This window comes from Salinivibrio sp. IB282 (assembly GCF_001995685.1).
GTDB lineage: Bacteria > Pseudomonadota > Gammaproteobacteria > Enterobacterales > Vibrionaceae > Salinivibrio > Salinivibrio kushneri.
In genome coordinates, this window is record NZ_MUET01000002.1 from 1 (window position 1) to 16,299 (window position 16,299).

Below are 16,299 nucleotides of genomic sequence, written 5' to 3' on the forward strand. Positions count from 1 at the left end.
ATTCTATCTTGGCTATACCAAAGAAGGCCTAATCATGTTGTTAGCCTTCCTGTTTGGTTTTATCTTGCTGGGTATCCCTAGCATAATTATCGGGATTATTGCTTTTGTTGAATTCATCATTTACCTGATCAAAACAGATAAAGAGTTTGAAGCGACCTATGTAAATGCCCACAAAGGCTGGTTTTAACAGTACTCTCTGACTAAGCGTTACCTACTTTTGCAAAACCATGTTTACTAATGATCAAAAAAAGCTGCCATTTCGGCAGCTTTCTTATCGGTATCGATCGACCGCTAATTAGCGGATATCAATCTCTTCAATTCTATCTTGGCTATACCAAAGAAGGCCTAATCATGTTGTTAGCCTTCCTGTTTGGTTTTATCTTGCTGGGTATCCCTAGCATAATTATCGGGATTATTGCTTTTGTTGAATTCATCATTTACCTGATCAAAACAGATAAAGAGTTTGAAGCGACCTATGTAAATGCCCACAAAGGCTGGTTTTAACAGTACTCTCTGACTAAGCGTTACCTACTTTTGCAAAACCATGTTTACTAATGATCAAAAAAAGCTGCCATTTCGGCAGCTTTCTTATCGGTATCGATCGACCGCTAATTAGCGGATATCAATCTCTTCAAAGTTTTTAATCACATCATCCAGCGCTTTCATTTGTGCCAGGAAAGGCTCAAGCTTGTCCAGTGGTAGCGCTGACGGCCCGTCACAACGGGCATTGTCTGGGTCTGGGTGCGCTTCGATAAACAAACCGGCAATTTTGGTGCCTAAACCTGCACGGGCCAAATCAACCGTTTGCTGACGACGTCCACCAGAGGCGGCACCTTGTGGATCACGGCATTGCAACGCGTGGGTGACATCAAAAATAATCGGGCTGCCGTTTGAGGCCTTTTTCATCACATCAAAGCCGAGCATATCCACCACCAAGTTATCATAGCCATGGCAGCTACCACGTTCACACAAGATCACTTTCTCGTTGCCACACTCGGCAAATTTGTCGACGATGTTACCCACTTGTCCAGGGCTCATAAACTGAGGTTTTTTAACGTTAATAACCGCATCGGTTTTTGCCATGGCTTCAACCAAATCGGTTTGGCGCGCTAAGAAGGCAGGCAATTGAATCACATCCGCCACTTCCGCCACCGGTGCCGCTTGATATTGCTCGTGGATGTCAGTAATCACTTTGACGCCGAAGGTGCTTTTTAGCTCTTCAAAGATTTTGAGCCCCTCTTCCATGCCCGGGCCACGGTAAGAATGCACTGATGAGCGGTTCGCTTTGTCGAATGAAGCTTTGAAAACATAGGGAATGCCAAGCTTGTCGGTCACCTTGACGTAATGCTCACAAATTTGCATGGCCAAATCGCGTGATTCCAGCACGTTCATGCCAGCAAACAAGGTAAACGGGCGATCGTTGGCAACAGGAGTGTCACCAATGTGGACGGTTTTTTGCGTCATACAGGTATCCTTAGTCATGCGTGATCACGCATCAATGTAACGTCGGTTGCTCTTCGTTAAGCGCTTTTACTTGCATTTTTAGCAGCTCTGCTGCCGGGTCATCCGGGCATTGCTCAATAAAATACTCGTAATCAGTCGCCGCCACACGATCGCAATCCAGTTGTTGGAAAATATAGCCGCGGTCGCGAATCTCGTAAGGATCATCAGGGCTAAAGGTTAGCGCCAGTTCACTACAACGCAGCGCCATGGCGTATTTTTCTTCCCGTAATAGCGCACTTTTCGCCACAGTAAGCCAACGACCGATAATGGTGGGGTTGTCACTTGGCTGCAAGTGCGACGCTTCAAGCTCGGCAAGTGGGCCTTGGCTTCCTTTGAGCCAGCCACGCAAAATGCGCTCGTTAACCCGTTCGCCGTTAAACGGGTTGATGAAAACGGGGGCGTCCTCTAACTCATCAATACGCAGCACCAGCTGGCTGGGGAACGCCATTGGCTTAACCGGCAGCGACAAGCGCTCGCACAGGTATAAGAAGACAGCGCCCAATGAAGCTGGGATCCCAGTTTTACGCTCTAACACCTTATTAATAAAGACATTATCCGATGAAAAGTACTGCTCGATGTCGCCTTTAAATTGCCACTGGTGATAAAAAAGACGACACAGGCCATCCAGTCGTAATGCCATATCGGGCTCGGCACCAAGCTGGTGCTCGGCTTCGTCGGCAAGGCGATCCAGCGACGCTTTAATCTGATGCACATCGACTGACGAGTCGATGGCATGGTTCAGAGTCGCCGCCCCTTCTGCCAGTGTGAGCGTGTCTAATTGTTGATCGGTTAATGGCATCATGTTTATCCCATTACGTGAGGAACTTTGAGTAGTGCAAGGTTCGCCGCGGCATAGGCCCACCCCAATGCGCCTAGAAAGGCCACAGTGCGGAACAGTTTGCCTCGGCTGTAGTGCAAGGCGACAAAGCCCAAGGCAATGTAAGCTAAGACACAGGTCAGCTTTTCTGTCAGCCACGCGCCGGATTCGGTGAAGGGAATAAACCCGGTCACAAAAATCAGCGCCACACCGGTGCTTAGTAATAGGGTATCGACCACATGCGGGGTGACCTTGACCCATTTTTTATTCATCATCTCACTGCCACGCATCACCCAGACAAATCGAATAACGAATAACGAAAGGCTTAACACCACGGTAAGTAAGTGGGTGTGCTTAAGGGCCATGTAGATCATAACGATTCCTGCTTCCTATCAGTGTCAGTTAAAGTCGCTGTGCCAAGGTGATTCTATCGAGCCCAGCGTAATCTTGTTGGGTTTTGGCATCGGGCCAGCCGGCGTCTTTCCATGCCGCCCGGACCGCTTCGCCTTGGTTATAACCATGCTCGACCATCAACCAGCCCCCGTCGACCAGATACTTGGCCGCGGTTTGGCCGATGTGACGAATCGCGGCTAAGCCACTTTCATCAGCGACCAAAGCACTGGCGGGTTCAAAGCGGACATCGCCTTGCTGAAGGTGTGGATCATCGCCGTCAATATACGGTGGGTTACTCACAATCACCTCAAACCGATTCATATCACTGAGTGCGCTGAACCAGTCGCTTTGAATAAAGTGGGCGTTTGAGAGGTGGTTGTCGTGCGCATTTCGGCTTGCCAAGGCAACCGCTTCAGGCATCAGATCAACGCCCACAACGGTGACATCAGGCCGCTCGCTGGCAATGGCTAAAGCCACAGCCCCCGTTCCGGTGCCTAAATCCAGCACACGGCAAGGCGTGGCAGGCAACACGGCCAGCGCTTGTTCCACCAGCAGCTCGGTTTCAGGGCGCGGGATTAAAGTGGTCGGTGACACATTGAGTCGTAGCGTCCAAAAATCGCGGTAACCCAAAATATACGCCACGGGCTCGCCTTGTAGACGACGAGCAAACAACTGACGAAATTGTGCCAATTGTGCGGCGGTGAGTTTGCGCTCTGGCCAAGTGTAAAGATAACTGCTTGGTTGTCCTAACACATGGCAGAGCAACGCCCTAACGTCGACGCCTGCAGCGCCGCCCGATAAAGCGGTCAGCTCTGTGGTGCTATCGGCCAGTAATGCGCTGATCGTCGCTGTCATTATTGCTGCTCAGACAAGGCGGCAAGTTGGTCGGCTTGGTGCTCTTGAATCACAGGATCCACCAAGCTATCCAGATCACCTTGCATGACATCGTCGAGACGATACAAGGTCAGGTTGATGCGGTGATCCGATACCCGCCCTTGCGGATAATTGTAGGTGCGAATACGGTCTGAGCGATCACCCGAGCCTAACAGGTTACGGCGCGTTGACGCTTCTTCTGCGGCGCGCTTTTCTTCTTCCGCTTTAATCAAGCGTGCTGCCAGTACCGACATCGCTTTGGCGCGGTTTTTGTGTTGTGAGCGCTCATCCTGACATTCCACCACAGTGCCAGTCGGCAAGTGAGTAATACGAATGGCAGAATCTGTGGTGTTGACGTGCTGACCACCGGCACCGGATGCACGGAAGGTATCAACTTTCAGATCGGCTGGGTTAATCTCTGGCGCTTCCGCTTCTGGGATTTCTGGCAAGATCGCCACAGTACAGGCCGAGGTATGCACGCGCCCTTGTGATTCTGTTGCGGGCACGCGCTGCACGCGATGGCCGCCAGATTCAAACTTGAGCACACCATACGCACCTTCTCCGGCAACACGGGCAATCACTTCTTTAAAGCCGCCGTGCTCCCCTTCACTGGCACTAATAATTTCTAACTTCCAGCCGCGCTGCTCAGCATAACGGCTATACATGCGGAATAAATCCCCGGCAAAAATCCCGGCTTCATCCCCACCGGCACCGGCGCGAATTTCCAGGAAGCAATTGCGGTCATCGTTCGGATCTTTCGGCAATAGCAAAATCTGGAGCTGATCGGTCAGTGATTCAATGGTTTGTTCAGCCTGCGCGACTTCCTCTTGCGCCATTTCACGCATCTCTGCGTCATCTTCGTTGGCCATCTCTTGGGCAGCCGCCAAGTCTTCTTGCGCTTGCTTGAACTCAGTAAAGCACTTGATCACCTCTTCCAGCTGCGAATACTCTTTCGACAACGCGCGGAATTTGTTCTGATCATTAATGATATCTGGGGTGCCGAGCAGGTGCTGAACTTCTTCGTAGCGCTCAGATAGCGACTCTAGCTTGGCTAATATTGATGCTTTCATATATCTCTTCGTTAGTTGTCACTGTCCAGCCCCAGACAAACACGCATCACCGCCAGTTTATCCGGCTCACCATTTTGTGCAGCTTGCTGCATCGCCTGCGTGGGGGGGTGGATCAGTTTATTGGTCAGACGGTTACTCAGCTGGCGTAATACGCTTTCTGCGTCAGCGCCATTGGCTAGAGCCTGAATGCTTTGCTCCAATTCCGCCTGTTTAATGTGTTCAGACTGTGTGCGGTACTGTTTGATACTGTCTACCGCTTCGCGTGAGCGCAACCAGCGCATAAAATCAGCACTTTCTTCGGTCACAATCGCTTCGGCTTGAATCGCCGCTAACTTTCGCTGCTCGCGGTTGTGCTCCACAATCGACTGTAAGTCATCCACGCTGTATAGGTACGCATCCGCGAGACTGCCCACGTTTTCATCAATGTCACGCGGGACAGCAATATCAATCAGCAACATGGGTTGGTGCCGCCGCTTTTTCAAGGCTTTTTCGACCATCGCCTTTTCAATCAATGGCATGGGCGCGGCCGTCGAGCTAATCACGATGTCGGCCTGGCAGAGTTGCTCTGGGAGCGCCTCAAGCCCCGACACCTTGGCGCCAAATTGTTCGGCAAGTGCCTGCGCGCGTGATTGTGTGCGGTTAGCAAATATAATCTGACTGCATTGATGCTCGCTTAAATGCCTGGCCACCAGCTCAATGGTCTCACCGGCGCCCACTAACAGCGTGGTCACGTCCGATAACGACTCAAAAATTTGGCGCGCCAATGTGCAGGCGGCAAAAGCCACTGATACCGCATTACCGCCAATCTCGGTCTCGGTGCGGATCCGCTTCGCCACCGCAAAGGTTTTATGAAACAATTTCTCCAATGAGCCAGAAATCATTCCCGCGTCACCGGCACTGGCGTACGCTTGCTTGACCTGCCCCAGTATTTGCGGCTCGCCTAACACCAAGGAGTCTAACCCGCACGCGACCCGCATCAGGTGCTTCACCGCAGATTGCTCTTCATGGTAATAAATGCTGGCCATCAGGCTATCGCTACTGAGCTGATGAAAACGCGTTAGCCATTCCACCAATACCCCAACACCCGGCTGATTTAGCTCCGCATAAATCTCAGTGCGGTTGCAGGTTGAAACGATCACGCAACTGCGCACCTGTGGATGCTCGGAAAGCTGCCCTAACGCCTGCTCAAGTTGTTGCGGCGAAAAGGCGACCTTTTCCCGCAGCTCGACGGGGGCCGTTTTGTGATTAATTCCGAGAACTAACAGGCTCATGAAGCGTTGTTACCGACAGCACCAGTAAGGATTGGAGCGGAGGATTTTACTTGATGCCCCCCGCGAATTAAAGCGAACATTGTATCGCAGCATTTTCGTGGCACGGAAATGTGAAGCCTCGCGAAATCGATGTAAAGGTATACAACAGCTAACATGCCTTTATTTCCTCCACACAACCAAGCGCTTGACTGGCTTCTCTCCGTCCGGCGCTTGTGGCAAAGTAGCGTTACACAGCGATTGGAGTCGGCGAACGACAACAAGCGGTCGGTTGACGAAAACAAAAAGGATACTCGGTTTAATGTTCTCCTCTATACGCGTGAGCGTCTTGGCACTGTTTTTAACGCTACTTGCGGGGTGTGCCACTGCCCCAGCCCCAACGACTGAGTGGCAGAGTCATCGCGACGCCTTGGTATCGGTGGATAGCTACACCGCACGGGGTAAAGTCGCGTTTATTGCCCCGAGCACGCGTTTTTCTGCCAATTTGTACTGGCGGTATTCGCCCGCCCAATCTCAACTGCGGCTCACCAACTTTCTCGGCACCACCTTGCTGTCGTTAACCATGAATGAACAAGGTGCGGTCTTAATTGATGACCAAGGTGAGCGTTATCAAGATACCGACCCGGCCCGTTTGGTCGCCTATTTGACTGGTGCACACTTGCCTATCGACGCGCTTGCCCCTTGGCTCATTGGACTACCACGCGCACAAGATAGCTTTTCGCTGGGGCCAGATAACCGTGTTGCGACCCTCAACGGGGCGCAAGGCTGGGACATTGACTATCAAGACTACAGCGCTGACACGCAGCCTGCGCTCCCCACACGTATTACCCTGACCCGAGACCAGCAAACCGTTAAATTGTTGATTTCTGATTGGACGCTCGATAATGACTGAACCCACCTTTTGGCCCGCGCCTGCCAAACTAAACTTATTTCTCTACATCACCGGCCGTCGCGACAATGGCTATCATGAGCTGCAAACCCTGTTTCAGTTTCTCGACCATGGCGACACATTGGCTATTACGCCGAACGCGAGTGGTAAGATCAGCCTCAGCCCCGTGATAGAGGGGGTGAGTGAAAATGACAACTTGATTGTCAAAGCCGCGAAAGCGTTGCAGCAGCATACAGGATGCCAACAAGGCGCGCACATCGATGTGGAAAAGCGCCTTCCTATGGGCGGCGGTCTGGGCGGTGGGTCATCCGATGCGGCCACCACGCTGGTCGCACTCAATCATCTGTGGCAAACCCAAGTAAGCCAACAAACGCTGGCGCAACTCGGCCTGACGCTAGGTGCCGATGTGCCGATTTTCATTTATGGGCAGGCGGCAGTCGCAGAAGGCATTGGAGAAGTCTTTACGCCCGTTGCGCCACGCGAGAAATACTACTTGGTGGTGAAGCCTGACGTGTCTATTTCCACCGCAGCCATTTTCACTCACCCTCAGTTGCAACGAAACACGCCAAAGCGCACAGTTTCTGCGCTTATGGCACAAAAATACGAAAACGATTGCGAAAAGATAGCCCGTAAACAATTCCCCGAGGTTGATAAGGCTGTTTCGTGGCTGCTAGAATACGCGCCGTCTAGGATGACTGGGACAGGCGCGTGCGTGTTTGCCGAGTTTGACACTGCACAAGATGCCCAGGCCACACTCGACACTATGCCTAACTGGCTGACAGGGTTTGTTGCACGTGGGTTGAATCGTTCACCCCTACTTGATGCGCTGCAGCAACAAACCGTCGGTCAGTGACTACTAAATGGATGCAACCCGAGGTTTCCACCGTGCCTGATATGAAGCTGTTCGCTGGTAACGCGACACCCGTTCTCGCCCAACGTATCGCAAACCGTCTTTACATGTCACTGGGTGACGCCACTGTAGGCCGTTTTTCTGACGGTGAAGTGTGCGTTCAGATTAACGAGAATGTGCGCGGTAGTGACGTGTTCGTCCTCCAGTCCACCTGCGCCCCGACCAATGACAACTTAATGGAACTGGTCGTCATGATAGACGCGTTTCGACGTGCATCGGCTGGCCGCATAACCGCTGTTATCCCCTACTTTGGTTATGCTCGTCAAGATCGCCGCGTCCGCTCCTCTCGTGTTCCTATCACCGCAAAAGTCATTGCAGATTTCCTTTCTAACGTGGGTGTTGACCGCGTCCTGACCGTTGATCTCCACGCTGAACAAATCCAAGGCTTCTTCGACGTGCCGGTCGATAACATCTTTGGTACCCCTGTTCTGCTTGAAGACATGCTGGCGAAGAACCTGGAAGACCCTGTGGTTGTGTCTCCTGACATTGGCGGCGTGGTCCGCGCGCGTGCCACTGCGAAGCTGCTGGATGACACTGACATCGCGATTATCGATAAGCGCCGTCCACGTGCCAACGTCTCACAGGTTATGCACTTGATTGGCGATGTTGAAGGGCGTGACTGCATCATCGTTGATGACATGATTGATACCGGTGGCACCCTGTGTAAAGCGGCCGAAGCGTTGAAAAACCGCGGCGCTAAGCGCGTCTTCGCTTACGCGACTCACCCCGTTTTCTCTGGCGATGCTCCGAAGAATATCGCTGAGTCTGTGATTGATGAAATCGTGGTGACGGACTCTACCCCACTGAGCGCCGAGATCCAGGCCACTGGCCGCGTATCGCAATTAACGCTCTCTGGCATGCTGGCCGAAGCGATTCGCCGCATCAGCAACGAAGAGTCTATCTCTGCGATGTTTAACTCGTAAGTTAGCCACCAGGCATTGAGTTAGCCACAGCAACCGCGCCTAAGCGCCCTGCCTTTGTGCAGGGTGTTTTTTTATCGGCCATTTACCGGTGCTGGCTCGACCCTTTAGTCACAACAATGGTAGGATATGTCGCCTTTTTGCGTGGGCGCGATGCTCACCGGCTACGATGAGTAGACAGATAGCGAGAAACGTCGTGAGTAATCAGATCCGCTTACTAGTTGGATTGGCCAATCCAGGGCCAGAATATGCCCAAACACGCCACAACGCGGGCGCTTGGGTCGTGCAAGAGCTTGCGCGGATCCACAATGCACCGTTAAAAGAAGAAAAAAAATTCTTTGGTTTGACGGGCCGTATCAATGTCCACGGGCAAGATCTGCGTTTGTTGATCCCAACCACGTATATGAATTTGTCCGGGAAGGCCGTGCAAGCACTGGCGAACTTTTACAATATTCCCGTCGACGCCATCATGGTGGCGCATGACGAACTAGACTTACCACCCGGTGTGGCCAAGTTTAAACAAGATGGTGGGCACGGTGGCCATAATGGCCTGCGTGACATCATCAGCAAACTGGCAAATGATAAATCATTTTATCGACTTCGGATTGGTGTTGGCCATCCGGGTCACAAGGATAAGGTGGCGGGATATGTGCTTACCAAAGCCCCCGCCAATGAGCAGAGTCTGTTAGAACAGGCCACTGATGAGGCGGTTCGCAGCCTTGAAATACTGCTCAAAGACGATCTTGCTAAAGCGCAAAATCGTTTACATACCTTCAAAGCACAGTAATTTTGATTAAAGGGTTACCATCTCATGGGTTTTAAATGTGGCATCGTGGGCCTACCAAACGTAGGTAAATCCACACTATTTAACGCACTGACCAAAGCGGGCATTGACGCCGCTAACTTTCCATTTTGTACCATCGAGCCAAACACGGGCGTGGTGCCTGTGCCTGACTTACGCTTGGATGCGTTAGCCAAGATTGTGAACCCACAAAAAGTGCTACCGACCACCATGGAGTTTGTCGATATCGCCGGTTTGGTCGCGGGTGCATCACGCGGTGAAGGCCTGGGTAACAAATTCCTGGCCAACATCCGTGAAACCGACGCCATTGGCCATGTGGTGCGCTGTTTTGAGAATGACAATATTGTCCATGTGTCGGGCAAAGTCGATCCTGCTGATGACATTGCCGTGATTAACACCGAACTGGCGCTCGCCGATTTGGAAAGCTGTGAGCGCGCGATGCAGCGCAACGCTAAAAAAGCCAAAGGCGGCGACAAAGACGCCAAGTTTGAGCTGACGGTATTGGAAAAACTGCTGCCTGTACTAGAAGAAGGCAACATGTTGCGCTCGGTCGAGTTGAGCAAAGAAGAAGAAGCGGCGGTGCAATACCTCAACTTCTTGACGCTCAAGCCCACCATGTACATTGCCAACGTCAACGACGATGGCTTTGAAAATAACCCGTACTTGGATCAAGTGCGCGACATCGCCGCTAAAGAAGGCGCGACCGTGGTGGCTGTGTGCGCCGAAATTGAAGGCGAAATTGCCGAACTGGACGCCGAAGAAGCGGCCGCGTTCTTAGATGAAATGGGTCTAGAAGAGCCGGGCCTAAACCGCGTCATTCGCGCCGGTTACGAGCTGCTAACCTTGCATACCTATTTCACCGCAGGGGTGAAAGAAGTGCGTGCTTGGACGGTGCCGATCGGCTCTACCGCGCCACAAGCGGCAGGTAAAATCCACACCGACTTTGAAAAAGGCTTTATCCGCGCCGAAGTGGTTGGCTATGATGATTACATTGCTAACAATGGCGAAAGCGGTGCCAAAGATGCCGGTAAGTGGCGTCTGGAAGGCAAAGAGTACATTGTTAAAGACGGCGATGTCATTCACTTCCGTTTCAACGTTTAACGCGCAAGCGTTAAGCCCCCATGGGTGTGTTGTCGAGACCCCACCCTATTGATTTTGAGCCAGCCTGCGGGCTGGCTTTTTTTTATTTGAATCGCGCTAACCACAGGCTAAGCGTCAGTCTTGGGCGCATATTGTTGGCAAAACCAGCACAAACTGGTGATTATTGCAGCCAACGAGATGAAAATAATAAAAAAATGGCCAGCCATACTTGACGCTCTAGCTCTCTATCCGCATAATCCGTTTCGTCTTAAGGCTTTCGCCTTACAGCGTGGCTACGTAGCTCAGTTGGTTAGAGCACATCACTCATAATGATGGGGTCACAGGTTCGAATCCCGTCGTAGCCACCATTTATTTTTGTAATTTGGCAGCGTTTTTTATTGCCGAGTTACCCACCTTTTGCGGAGGTGGCGGAATTGGTAGACGCGCTAGCTTCAGGTGCTAGTGTCCGAAAGGACGTGAGGGTTCAAGTCCCTCTCTCCGCACCAAGTTAGGCAACGCCTACTGGGGTATCGCCAAGCGGTAAGGCAACGGGTTTTGATCTCGTCATTCCCAGGTTCGAATCCTGGTACCCCAGCCATATTAAAAAGCCCACATCATGTGGGCTTTTTTGCGTTTAGCGTTCATGTTTACCGCATCCACTACACCACGACCCCCATCTTGGCCAGTTCTGCGCGACCTTGCTGTGCATCGGTAAAGGGGATGCCCGCCATGCCGAGTGCTTTCGCGCCCTCGACGTTCGCCGTCCTGTCATCCAAAAACACACATGAAACTGGGTCAAGGTGATAATCATCCAACAAGCGTTGATAAATAGCAGGTTCGGGTTTCAAACAGCCCACTTCCGCTGACACAATCGCACCATCAAACAGCGACCAAAACGCGTAGCGCTGTTTTAAGAACGCCACGATTTCGCGCACATTATCGGTTAACGCATAAACCCCGTATCCGGCCTCTTTGGCCGATCGAAGCAAATCCACACTGCCGTAAAGACAAATTTGAGTCTGTTTGATGTAATAAAACAGCACTTCAAGCTGCGCGAGGCTTAGCGCCGTGTCATCGGCAAAACGCTGCTTGGCTTGCGCCTCGGTGAGCGTGCCACGATTCAGCGCTTGCCAGGTATCGCTCTGGAAGATTTGATTGGCATGCGCGTGGGCATCCGCCGCGTCCCCTAAGGTTAAGCGGATAATTTCTTCTGGTGACCAACGCACGATCACATTGCCAATATCAAAAATAATGTTCTGGTAGCCCGTCATGTCAACTCCTTGTCACCAAGACTAAAGCCCTAGTGCATACTTCAACACCTGCTTTTTCACCGGACCACTGTGTTCAGCCAGTTTAAACACCGCATTACGTGCCAGTTTTAAAGGCGTCACTTGGTTACTGAACGCGGTATAAAACACATCCATACCCGTTTGCATCATCATGTTATCGGTGCGGCGTGCTTTTTCGTATGCCGCTAACGTTGACTCCGCTTGCCATTCTGCGCCCGCATCGGCACAGGCATCCAGCAATGCGGCGACATCTTTAAAGCCTAAGTTCACCCCTTGCCCTGCCAGCGGGTTGATGGTGTGGGCGGCATCACCAATCACCACGACCCCATTACGATGGTACTGCTGAGCATGACGGCGTGTTAGTGGAAACGCGCCCCAATTGATGGGAGTGACGTCGCCCACTTGTGGTGGGAAATGGCTCACTATCTCGGCTTTGAGCTGTTCGGCATTGAGCTGGCACAACTGTTTAACTCGCGCTGGGCTGTCGTACCACACTAGCGAGGCGTTGTGGCCACAAAGCGGCAACAGCGAGCGTGGCCCAGTGTGGAAAAACTGCTGCCAGGTAATGTCTTGTTGGGGGGCGGCCGTTTCAACATGGATGAGCATGCAGTGCTGGCGATAATCCCAGCTGGTAAGGCCGATTTGCGCGTAATCTCTCACTTTGGAGTGGGCACCGTCTGCGCCGATAAGCCAAGGAGCACTCAGAGTATCACCACTGTCTAATTGGACTTGATGCAGCTCGCCCGCCTGCGTCATACCCGTGATCGAGGCCGGTGAGACGAGGTGCAAATTGTCAAAACGAGCAAACTGTTGCCACAGACCAAGTTGAATCAAGCGGTTCTCGACCATATATCCTAATTGTGGCAAGTCGAGTTGGTCAGCACTGAAACACACACGGCTGTCTTCCGCTTCCCAAGTTTCTAGGCGGCGGTACGGGCAAACACGCATGGCTTCAACACTGGCCCACGCACCGAGATCCTTGAGCAAGCTCACCGATGCCTGAGAAATCGCCGAAACGCGCAAATCCATCGGTTGTGAAGGTTCAAAAGGCTCTGGCGGCTGGCGCTCAATTAACGCCACCTGGCGGCCTTGGCGAGCAAGCCCAAGTGCCGCCGCAGCGCCAACCATGCCACCGCCGACTATAATAACTTCAAATTGATTCATGACCGTCTCTTTGTGCCGTTGATGCAAGCATTCTACTGAAGGTAAACGAGAATTCGATATCAATCCGATCAAAGTGAGGGCAAATTCGCTTTTCCGAGCGGGCCTTTGTCGCGTCCGCTCAAACGTTTAGCCGGATCGACGTGATTTCTCCGAACCTGTGATCTGGTCAGCGATATTGGAAAGCAGTACAATACGCGGCTTGCCAAGCTGATTGACTGATTAAAAACCATACAGCTTGAAAGGGTAATGTCGTCCATAAGATTAACAATGAGCGTGAAGTTACATGGCTAAGAAACTGCTGATCAAAACCTGGGGTTGCCAAATGAATGAGTATGACTCATCCAAAATGGCAGATCTGCTCAATTCTGCCGGTGGCTATGAGCTGACCGAACAACCAGAAGACGCAGACGTTCTCCTTCTCAATACTTGCTCGATTCGAGAAAAGGCACAAGAAAAGGTATTCCATCAACTCGGGCGTTGGAAAACCCTCAAAGACAAAAACCCAGAGCTGGTGATCGGTGTCGGTGGCTGTGTGGCAACTCAAGAAGGCGACCATATTCGTGAGCGTGCGCCTTATGTGGATGTAATTTTTGGCCCGCAGACCTTGCACCGCCTACCGGAGATGATCAAGCAGTCACGCTCGGATCATGCGCCAGTGATGGACATTACCTTCCCAGAGATCGAAAAATTCGATCGTCTGCCTGAGCCTCGTGCAGAAGGGCCGACCGCCTTCGTCTCGATCATGGAAGGCTGCTCCAAATACTGTACGTTCTGCGTGGTGCCTTACACCCGTGGCGAAGAAGTCAGCCGCCCGCTGGATGACGTATTGTTCGAAATTGCACAGCTGGCTGAACAAGGTGTGCGTGAAGTTAACTTGTTGGGACAAAACGTAAACGCCTACCGCGGCGACACTCACGACGGTGATGTGTGCACGTTTGCAGAGTTGCTGCGTTATGTCGCGGCCATTGACGGTATTGACCGTATCCGTTACACCACCAGCCATCCGGTGGAATTTACCGATGATATTATTGAGGTGTATCGTGATACCCCTGAGGTTGCAAGCTTCTTGCACCTGCCGGTACAAAGCGGCTCAGACCGGATYTTGACCATGATGAAACGCCCGCACACGGCGATTGAGTACAAATCAAAAATCCGTAAGTTGCGTCAGGCGCGTCCTGATATCACTATCAGTTCTGACTTTATCGTCGGCTTTCCTGGCGAAACCGAGCAAGATTTTGAAGCGACCATGAAATTGATTAAAGATGTCGATTTCGATATGAGCTTTAGCTTTGTTTACTCATCTCGTCCAGGCACACCGGCTGCCGATATGCCTGACGATACGCCAGAGCAAGTGAAAAAAGAGCGCTTGTACCGCTTGCAACAACAAGTGAATAGCCAAGCCATGCGCTACTCGCGCATGATGCTAGATACCGAACAACGTATCTTGGTTGAAGGCCCATCACGCAAAAACCTGATGGAGTTGCGTGGTCGTACCGAGAACAACCGAGTGGTCAACTTTGAAGGCTCWGTCGATTTGATTGGCCAATTTGTTGACGTCAAAATAACTGAAGTGATGCCAAACTCGCTGCGCGGCGAGCTGGTTCGTACCGAAAAAGATATGGACTTGCGTGTCGCCGTCTCGCCAACCGAAATCATGGCGAAGACGCGCAATGAAAACGAGCTTGGTGTTGGTGTTTTCACGCCATAACGCGTTCATCAATTCAACGGCGCCGGGTAACTGGCGCCGAAAGCGAGGATAATCTTGTCTAAAATCATCTCTCTTGACCTGAACCTAGAACCTGCCGACAACACCCGTCTTGCCAACTTATGTGGCCCGTTTGACGATAATATCAAACAGCTTGAGCGCCGCTTGGGGGTGGAAATTAGCCACCGCCATAATGCATTTACTGTGATGGGTAAGCCCCATACAGCCAATGCCGCGGTTGATATTTTAAAACGCTTATACGTTGACACCGCCCCGGTGCGAGGCAGCTCTCCAGACATTGAGCCAGAAGCGATTCATTTGGCGATCAAAGAGTCGGGCGTGTTGGAGCAAAACACCGAGTCGAGCATTCCTTACGGTAAAGAAATCAACATCAAGACCAAAAAAGGGGTGATTAAACCGCGTACGCCCAACCAAGCGCAGTACATCGCCAACATGGTCAACCATGACATCACCTTTGGTATCGGCCCTGCGGGGACGGGGAAAACCTACCTTGCTGTCGCGGCGGCGGTGGATGCGCTTGAGCGTCAAGAGATCCGTCGTATCCTCCTGACCCGTCCTGCGGTTGAAGCTGGTGAGAAGCTAGGCTTTTTGCCTGGTGACTTGAGCCAAAAGGTCGACCCTTACTTGCGTCCGCTTTACGATGCGCTATTTGAAATGCTCGGCTTTGAACGGGTCGAGAAATTGATCGATCGTAACGTGATCGAGGTGGCACCTCTTGCTTATATGCGTGGCCGAACCTTGAACGATGCCTTTATTATCTTGGATGAGAGCCAGAACACCACAGTCGAGCAGATGAAAATGTTCTTGACGCGGATTGGCTTTAATTCACGGGCAGTGATCACCGGTGACGTGACTCAGGTCGACTTACCGCGCAATGCGCGCTCAGGCCTGCGCCATGCGATTGAGGTACTCGCGGACGTGAACGAAATTAGCTTCCACTTTTTCCAAGCCGATGATGTCGTCCGCCACCATGTGGTCACCCGCATTGTTCAAGCCTACGATAAGTGGGAAGCGGAAGACGCCAAAGCGCGAAAAGAAGCCGAGGCACGTCGTCGAGAAGCGCGTGAAGCCCAGCAAGTGGCTGCGCAGCCTGCCACCACTGACTCACAGGATCCGTCATGAGCTACTATGTCGATGTGCAAATTGCCTGTGAAAGCGAACAAGGCTTGCCCAGTGACGATCAGCTCCAAGCTTGGTTTGAGCAGGCGGTGCGCACCGCTCGGCCCCAAGCAGAAGTGACGATACGCATCGTCGATGAGGGCGAGAGCCAAAGCCTTAATCGCGATTATCGCGGCAAAGATAAACCCACAAATGTGTTATCTTTTCCGTTTGATGCCCCTCCTGGGGTGGAGATTGATTTACTCGGTGATTTGGTCGTGTGTCGCCAAGTTGTTGAACAAGAAGCACAACAACAAGGCAAAGCACTAATGGATCATTGGGCACATATGGTTGTCCATGGTAGCTTACACTTACTGGGTTACGACCATATTGAGGATGATGAAGCCGAGCAAATGGAGGCGCTGGAGCGAGAGCTTCTCGCCGCTATGGGGGTCAGTGACCCTTATGCTAACGACTTCATCGAGCGTTAACCAACT

The 16,299-nt window shown here is 51.9% G+C and carries 17 protein-coding genes, 3 tRNA genes and 1 pseudogene; 13 read left to right on the top strand and 8 right to left on the bottom strand.

Translation table 11 applies throughout. The features are described 5' to 3' along the window. Both BZG14_RS00550 and BZG14_RS00555 read left to right on the top strand, forming a co-directional pair. Positions 1 to 187, top strand: a pseudogene (locus tag BZG14_RS00550) (hypothetical protein); the annotation flags it as partial. 50 nt (positions 188 to 237) lie between these two features. After that, positions 238 to 504 carry a hypothetical protein gene (locus tag BZG14_RS00555; protein ID WP_241824597.1) on the top strand — a complete coding sequence of 89 codons (267 nt, stop codon included), beginning with the start codon at positions 238 to 240 and terminating at the stop codon, positions 502 to 504. A 108-nt stretch (positions 505 to 612) separates the two neighbouring features. Here BZG14_RS00555 and kdsA read toward each other — a convergent pair whose 3' ends face one another. The 6 genes from kdsA to hemA are packed head-to-tail and all read right to left on the bottom strand — an operon-like array spanning position 613 to position 5,927. Further along, a complete protein-coding gene (kdsA, locus tag BZG14_RS00560) occupies positions 613 to 1,464 on the bottom strand; it encodes a 3-deoxy-8-phosphooctulonate synthase (protein WP_069361079.1) in 852 nt (283 codons plus the stop codon). 31 nt (positions 1,465 to 1,495) lie between these two features. Beyond that, positions 1,496 to 2,305, bottom strand: coding sequence for a SirB1 family protein (locus BZG14_RS00565; protein ID WP_077456901.1), 810 nt, complete (start codon positions 2,303 to 2,305; stop codon positions 1,496 to 1,498). Between the two features lie 2 nt (positions 2,306 to 2,307). Then, the gene (locus BZG14_RS00570) at positions 2,308 to 2,691 is read right to left on the bottom strand and encodes a SirB2 family protein (protein ID WP_069361178.1); all 384 of its coding nucleotides are present in this window, start codon (positions 2,689 to 2,691) and stop codon (positions 2,308 to 2,310) included. A 31-nt stretch (positions 2,692 to 2,722) separates the two neighbouring features. Further along, positions 2,723 to 3,568: a peptide chain release factor N(5)-glutamine methyltransferase gene (gene prmC, locus BZG14_RS00575; protein ID WP_077607687.1), complete on the bottom strand. Its 846-nt coding sequence runs from the start codon at positions 3,566 to 3,568 to the stop codon at positions 2,723 to 2,725. Next, positions 3,568 to 4,656: a peptide chain release factor 1 gene (prfA, locus tag BZG14_RS00580; RefSeq protein ID WP_069361082.1), complete on the bottom strand. Its 1,089-nt coding sequence runs from the start codon at positions 4,654 to 4,656 to the stop codon at positions 3,568 to 3,570. Before prfA ends, prmC begins: the two co-directional genes overlap by 1 nt. 11 nt (positions 4,657 to 4,667) lie before the next feature. Next, positions 4,668 to 5,927 carry a glutamyl-tRNA reductase gene (gene hemA, locus BZG14_RS00585; RefSeq protein WP_077607688.1) on the bottom strand — a complete coding sequence of 420 codons (1,260 nt, stop codon included), beginning with the start codon at positions 5,925 to 5,927 and terminating at the stop codon, positions 4,668 to 4,670. 298 nt (positions 5,928 to 6,225) lie between these two features. On the opposite strand from hemA, the gene lolB reads away from it, so the two are divergent. From lolB to BZG14_RS00625, 8 genes are all read left to right on the top strand, one after another. Beyond that, entirely contained in the window at positions 6,226 to 6,816 is a 591-nt protein-coding gene (gene lolB, locus BZG14_RS00590; RefSeq protein ID WP_077485390.1) for a lipoprotein insertase outer membrane protein LolB, read from the top strand. Beyond that, positions 6,809 to 7,666: a 4-(cytidine 5'-diphospho)-2-C-methyl-D-erythritol kinase gene (gene ispE, locus BZG14_RS00595; protein ID WP_077607689.1), complete on the top strand. Its 858-nt coding sequence runs from the start codon at positions 6,809 to 6,811 to the stop codon at positions 7,664 to 7,666. Before lolB ends, ispE begins: the two co-directional genes overlap by 8 nt. 32 nt (positions 7,667 to 7,698) lie before the next feature. Then, positions 7,699 to 8,646 carry a ribose-phosphate pyrophosphokinase gene (locus tag BZG14_RS00600; RefSeq protein WP_046073862.1) on the top strand — a complete coding sequence of 316 codons (948 nt, stop codon included), beginning with the start codon at positions 7,699 to 7,701 and terminating at the stop codon, positions 8,644 to 8,646. Positions 8,647 to 8,839: 193 nt separating this feature from the next. After that, positions 8,840 to 9,430 (top strand): aminoacyl-tRNA hydrolase, encoded by a 591-nt coding sequence (pth, locus tag BZG14_RS00605; protein ID WP_077607690.1) that lies wholly within the window; start codon positions 8,840 to 8,842, stop codon positions 9,428 to 9,430. A 24-nt stretch (positions 9,431 to 9,454) separates the two neighbouring features. Beyond that, entirely contained in the window at positions 9,455 to 10,546 is a 1,092-nt protein-coding gene (ychF, locus tag BZG14_RS00610) for a redox-regulated ATPase YchF (protein ID WP_069361086.1), read from the top strand. A gap of 270 nt (positions 10,547 to 10,816) precedes the next feature. After that, positions 10,817 to 10,893 (top strand) — tRNA-Met (locus BZG14_RS00615). A gap of 51 nt (positions 10,894 to 10,944) precedes the next feature. After that, a tRNA-Leu gene (locus BZG14_RS00620) sits at positions 10,945 to 11,031 on the top strand. A gap of 17 nt (positions 11,032 to 11,048) precedes the next feature. Next, positions 11,049 to 11,123: transfer RNA gene (locus tag BZG14_RS00625), tRNA-Gln, on the top strand. A 61-nt stretch (positions 11,124 to 11,184) separates the two neighbouring features. On the opposite strand, the gene BZG14_RS00630 is transcribed toward BZG14_RS00625, so the two are convergent. Beyond that, entirely contained in the window at positions 11,185 to 11,796 is a 612-nt protein-coding gene (locus BZG14_RS00630; protein ID WP_077485396.1) for an HAD family hydrolase, read from the bottom strand. 21 nt (positions 11,797 to 11,817) lie between these two features. After that, positions 11,818 to 12,978, bottom strand: a complete 1,161-nt coding sequence (locus BZG14_RS00635; RefSeq protein ID WP_077485398.1) for a 2-octaprenyl-3-methyl-6-methoxy-1,4-benzoquinol hydroxylase — start codon at positions 12,976 to 12,978, stop codon at positions 11,818 to 11,820. Between the two features lie 283 nt (positions 12,979 to 13,261). On the opposite strand from BZG14_RS00635, the gene miaB reads away from it, so the two are divergent. From miaB to ybeY, 3 genes are read left to right on the top strand one after another with little or no spacing between them, the layout of a single operon-like run. After that, on the top strand, positions 13,262 to 14,686 hold the full coding sequence (gene miaB, locus BZG14_RS00640) for a tRNA (N6-isopentenyl adenosine(37)-C2)-methylthiotransferase MiaB (protein WP_046073700.1): 1,425 nt from the start codon (positions 13,262 to 13,264) through the stop codon (positions 14,684 to 14,686). A gap of 54 nt (positions 14,687 to 14,740) precedes the next feature. Further along, positions 14,741 to 15,826 (top strand): PhoH family protein, encoded by a 1,086-nt coding sequence (locus BZG14_RS00645; RefSeq protein ID WP_077485401.1) that lies wholly within the window; start codon positions 14,741 to 14,743, stop codon positions 15,824 to 15,826. After that, a complete protein-coding gene (ybeY, locus tag BZG14_RS00650) occupies positions 15,823 to 16,293 on the top strand; it encodes an rRNA maturation RNase YbeY (RefSeq protein ID WP_077456919.1) in 471 nt (156 codons plus the stop codon). The genes BZG14_RS00645 and ybeY overlap by 4 nt, the downstream gene beginning before the upstream one ends. Positions 16,294 to 16,299: the final 6 nt, after the last annotated feature.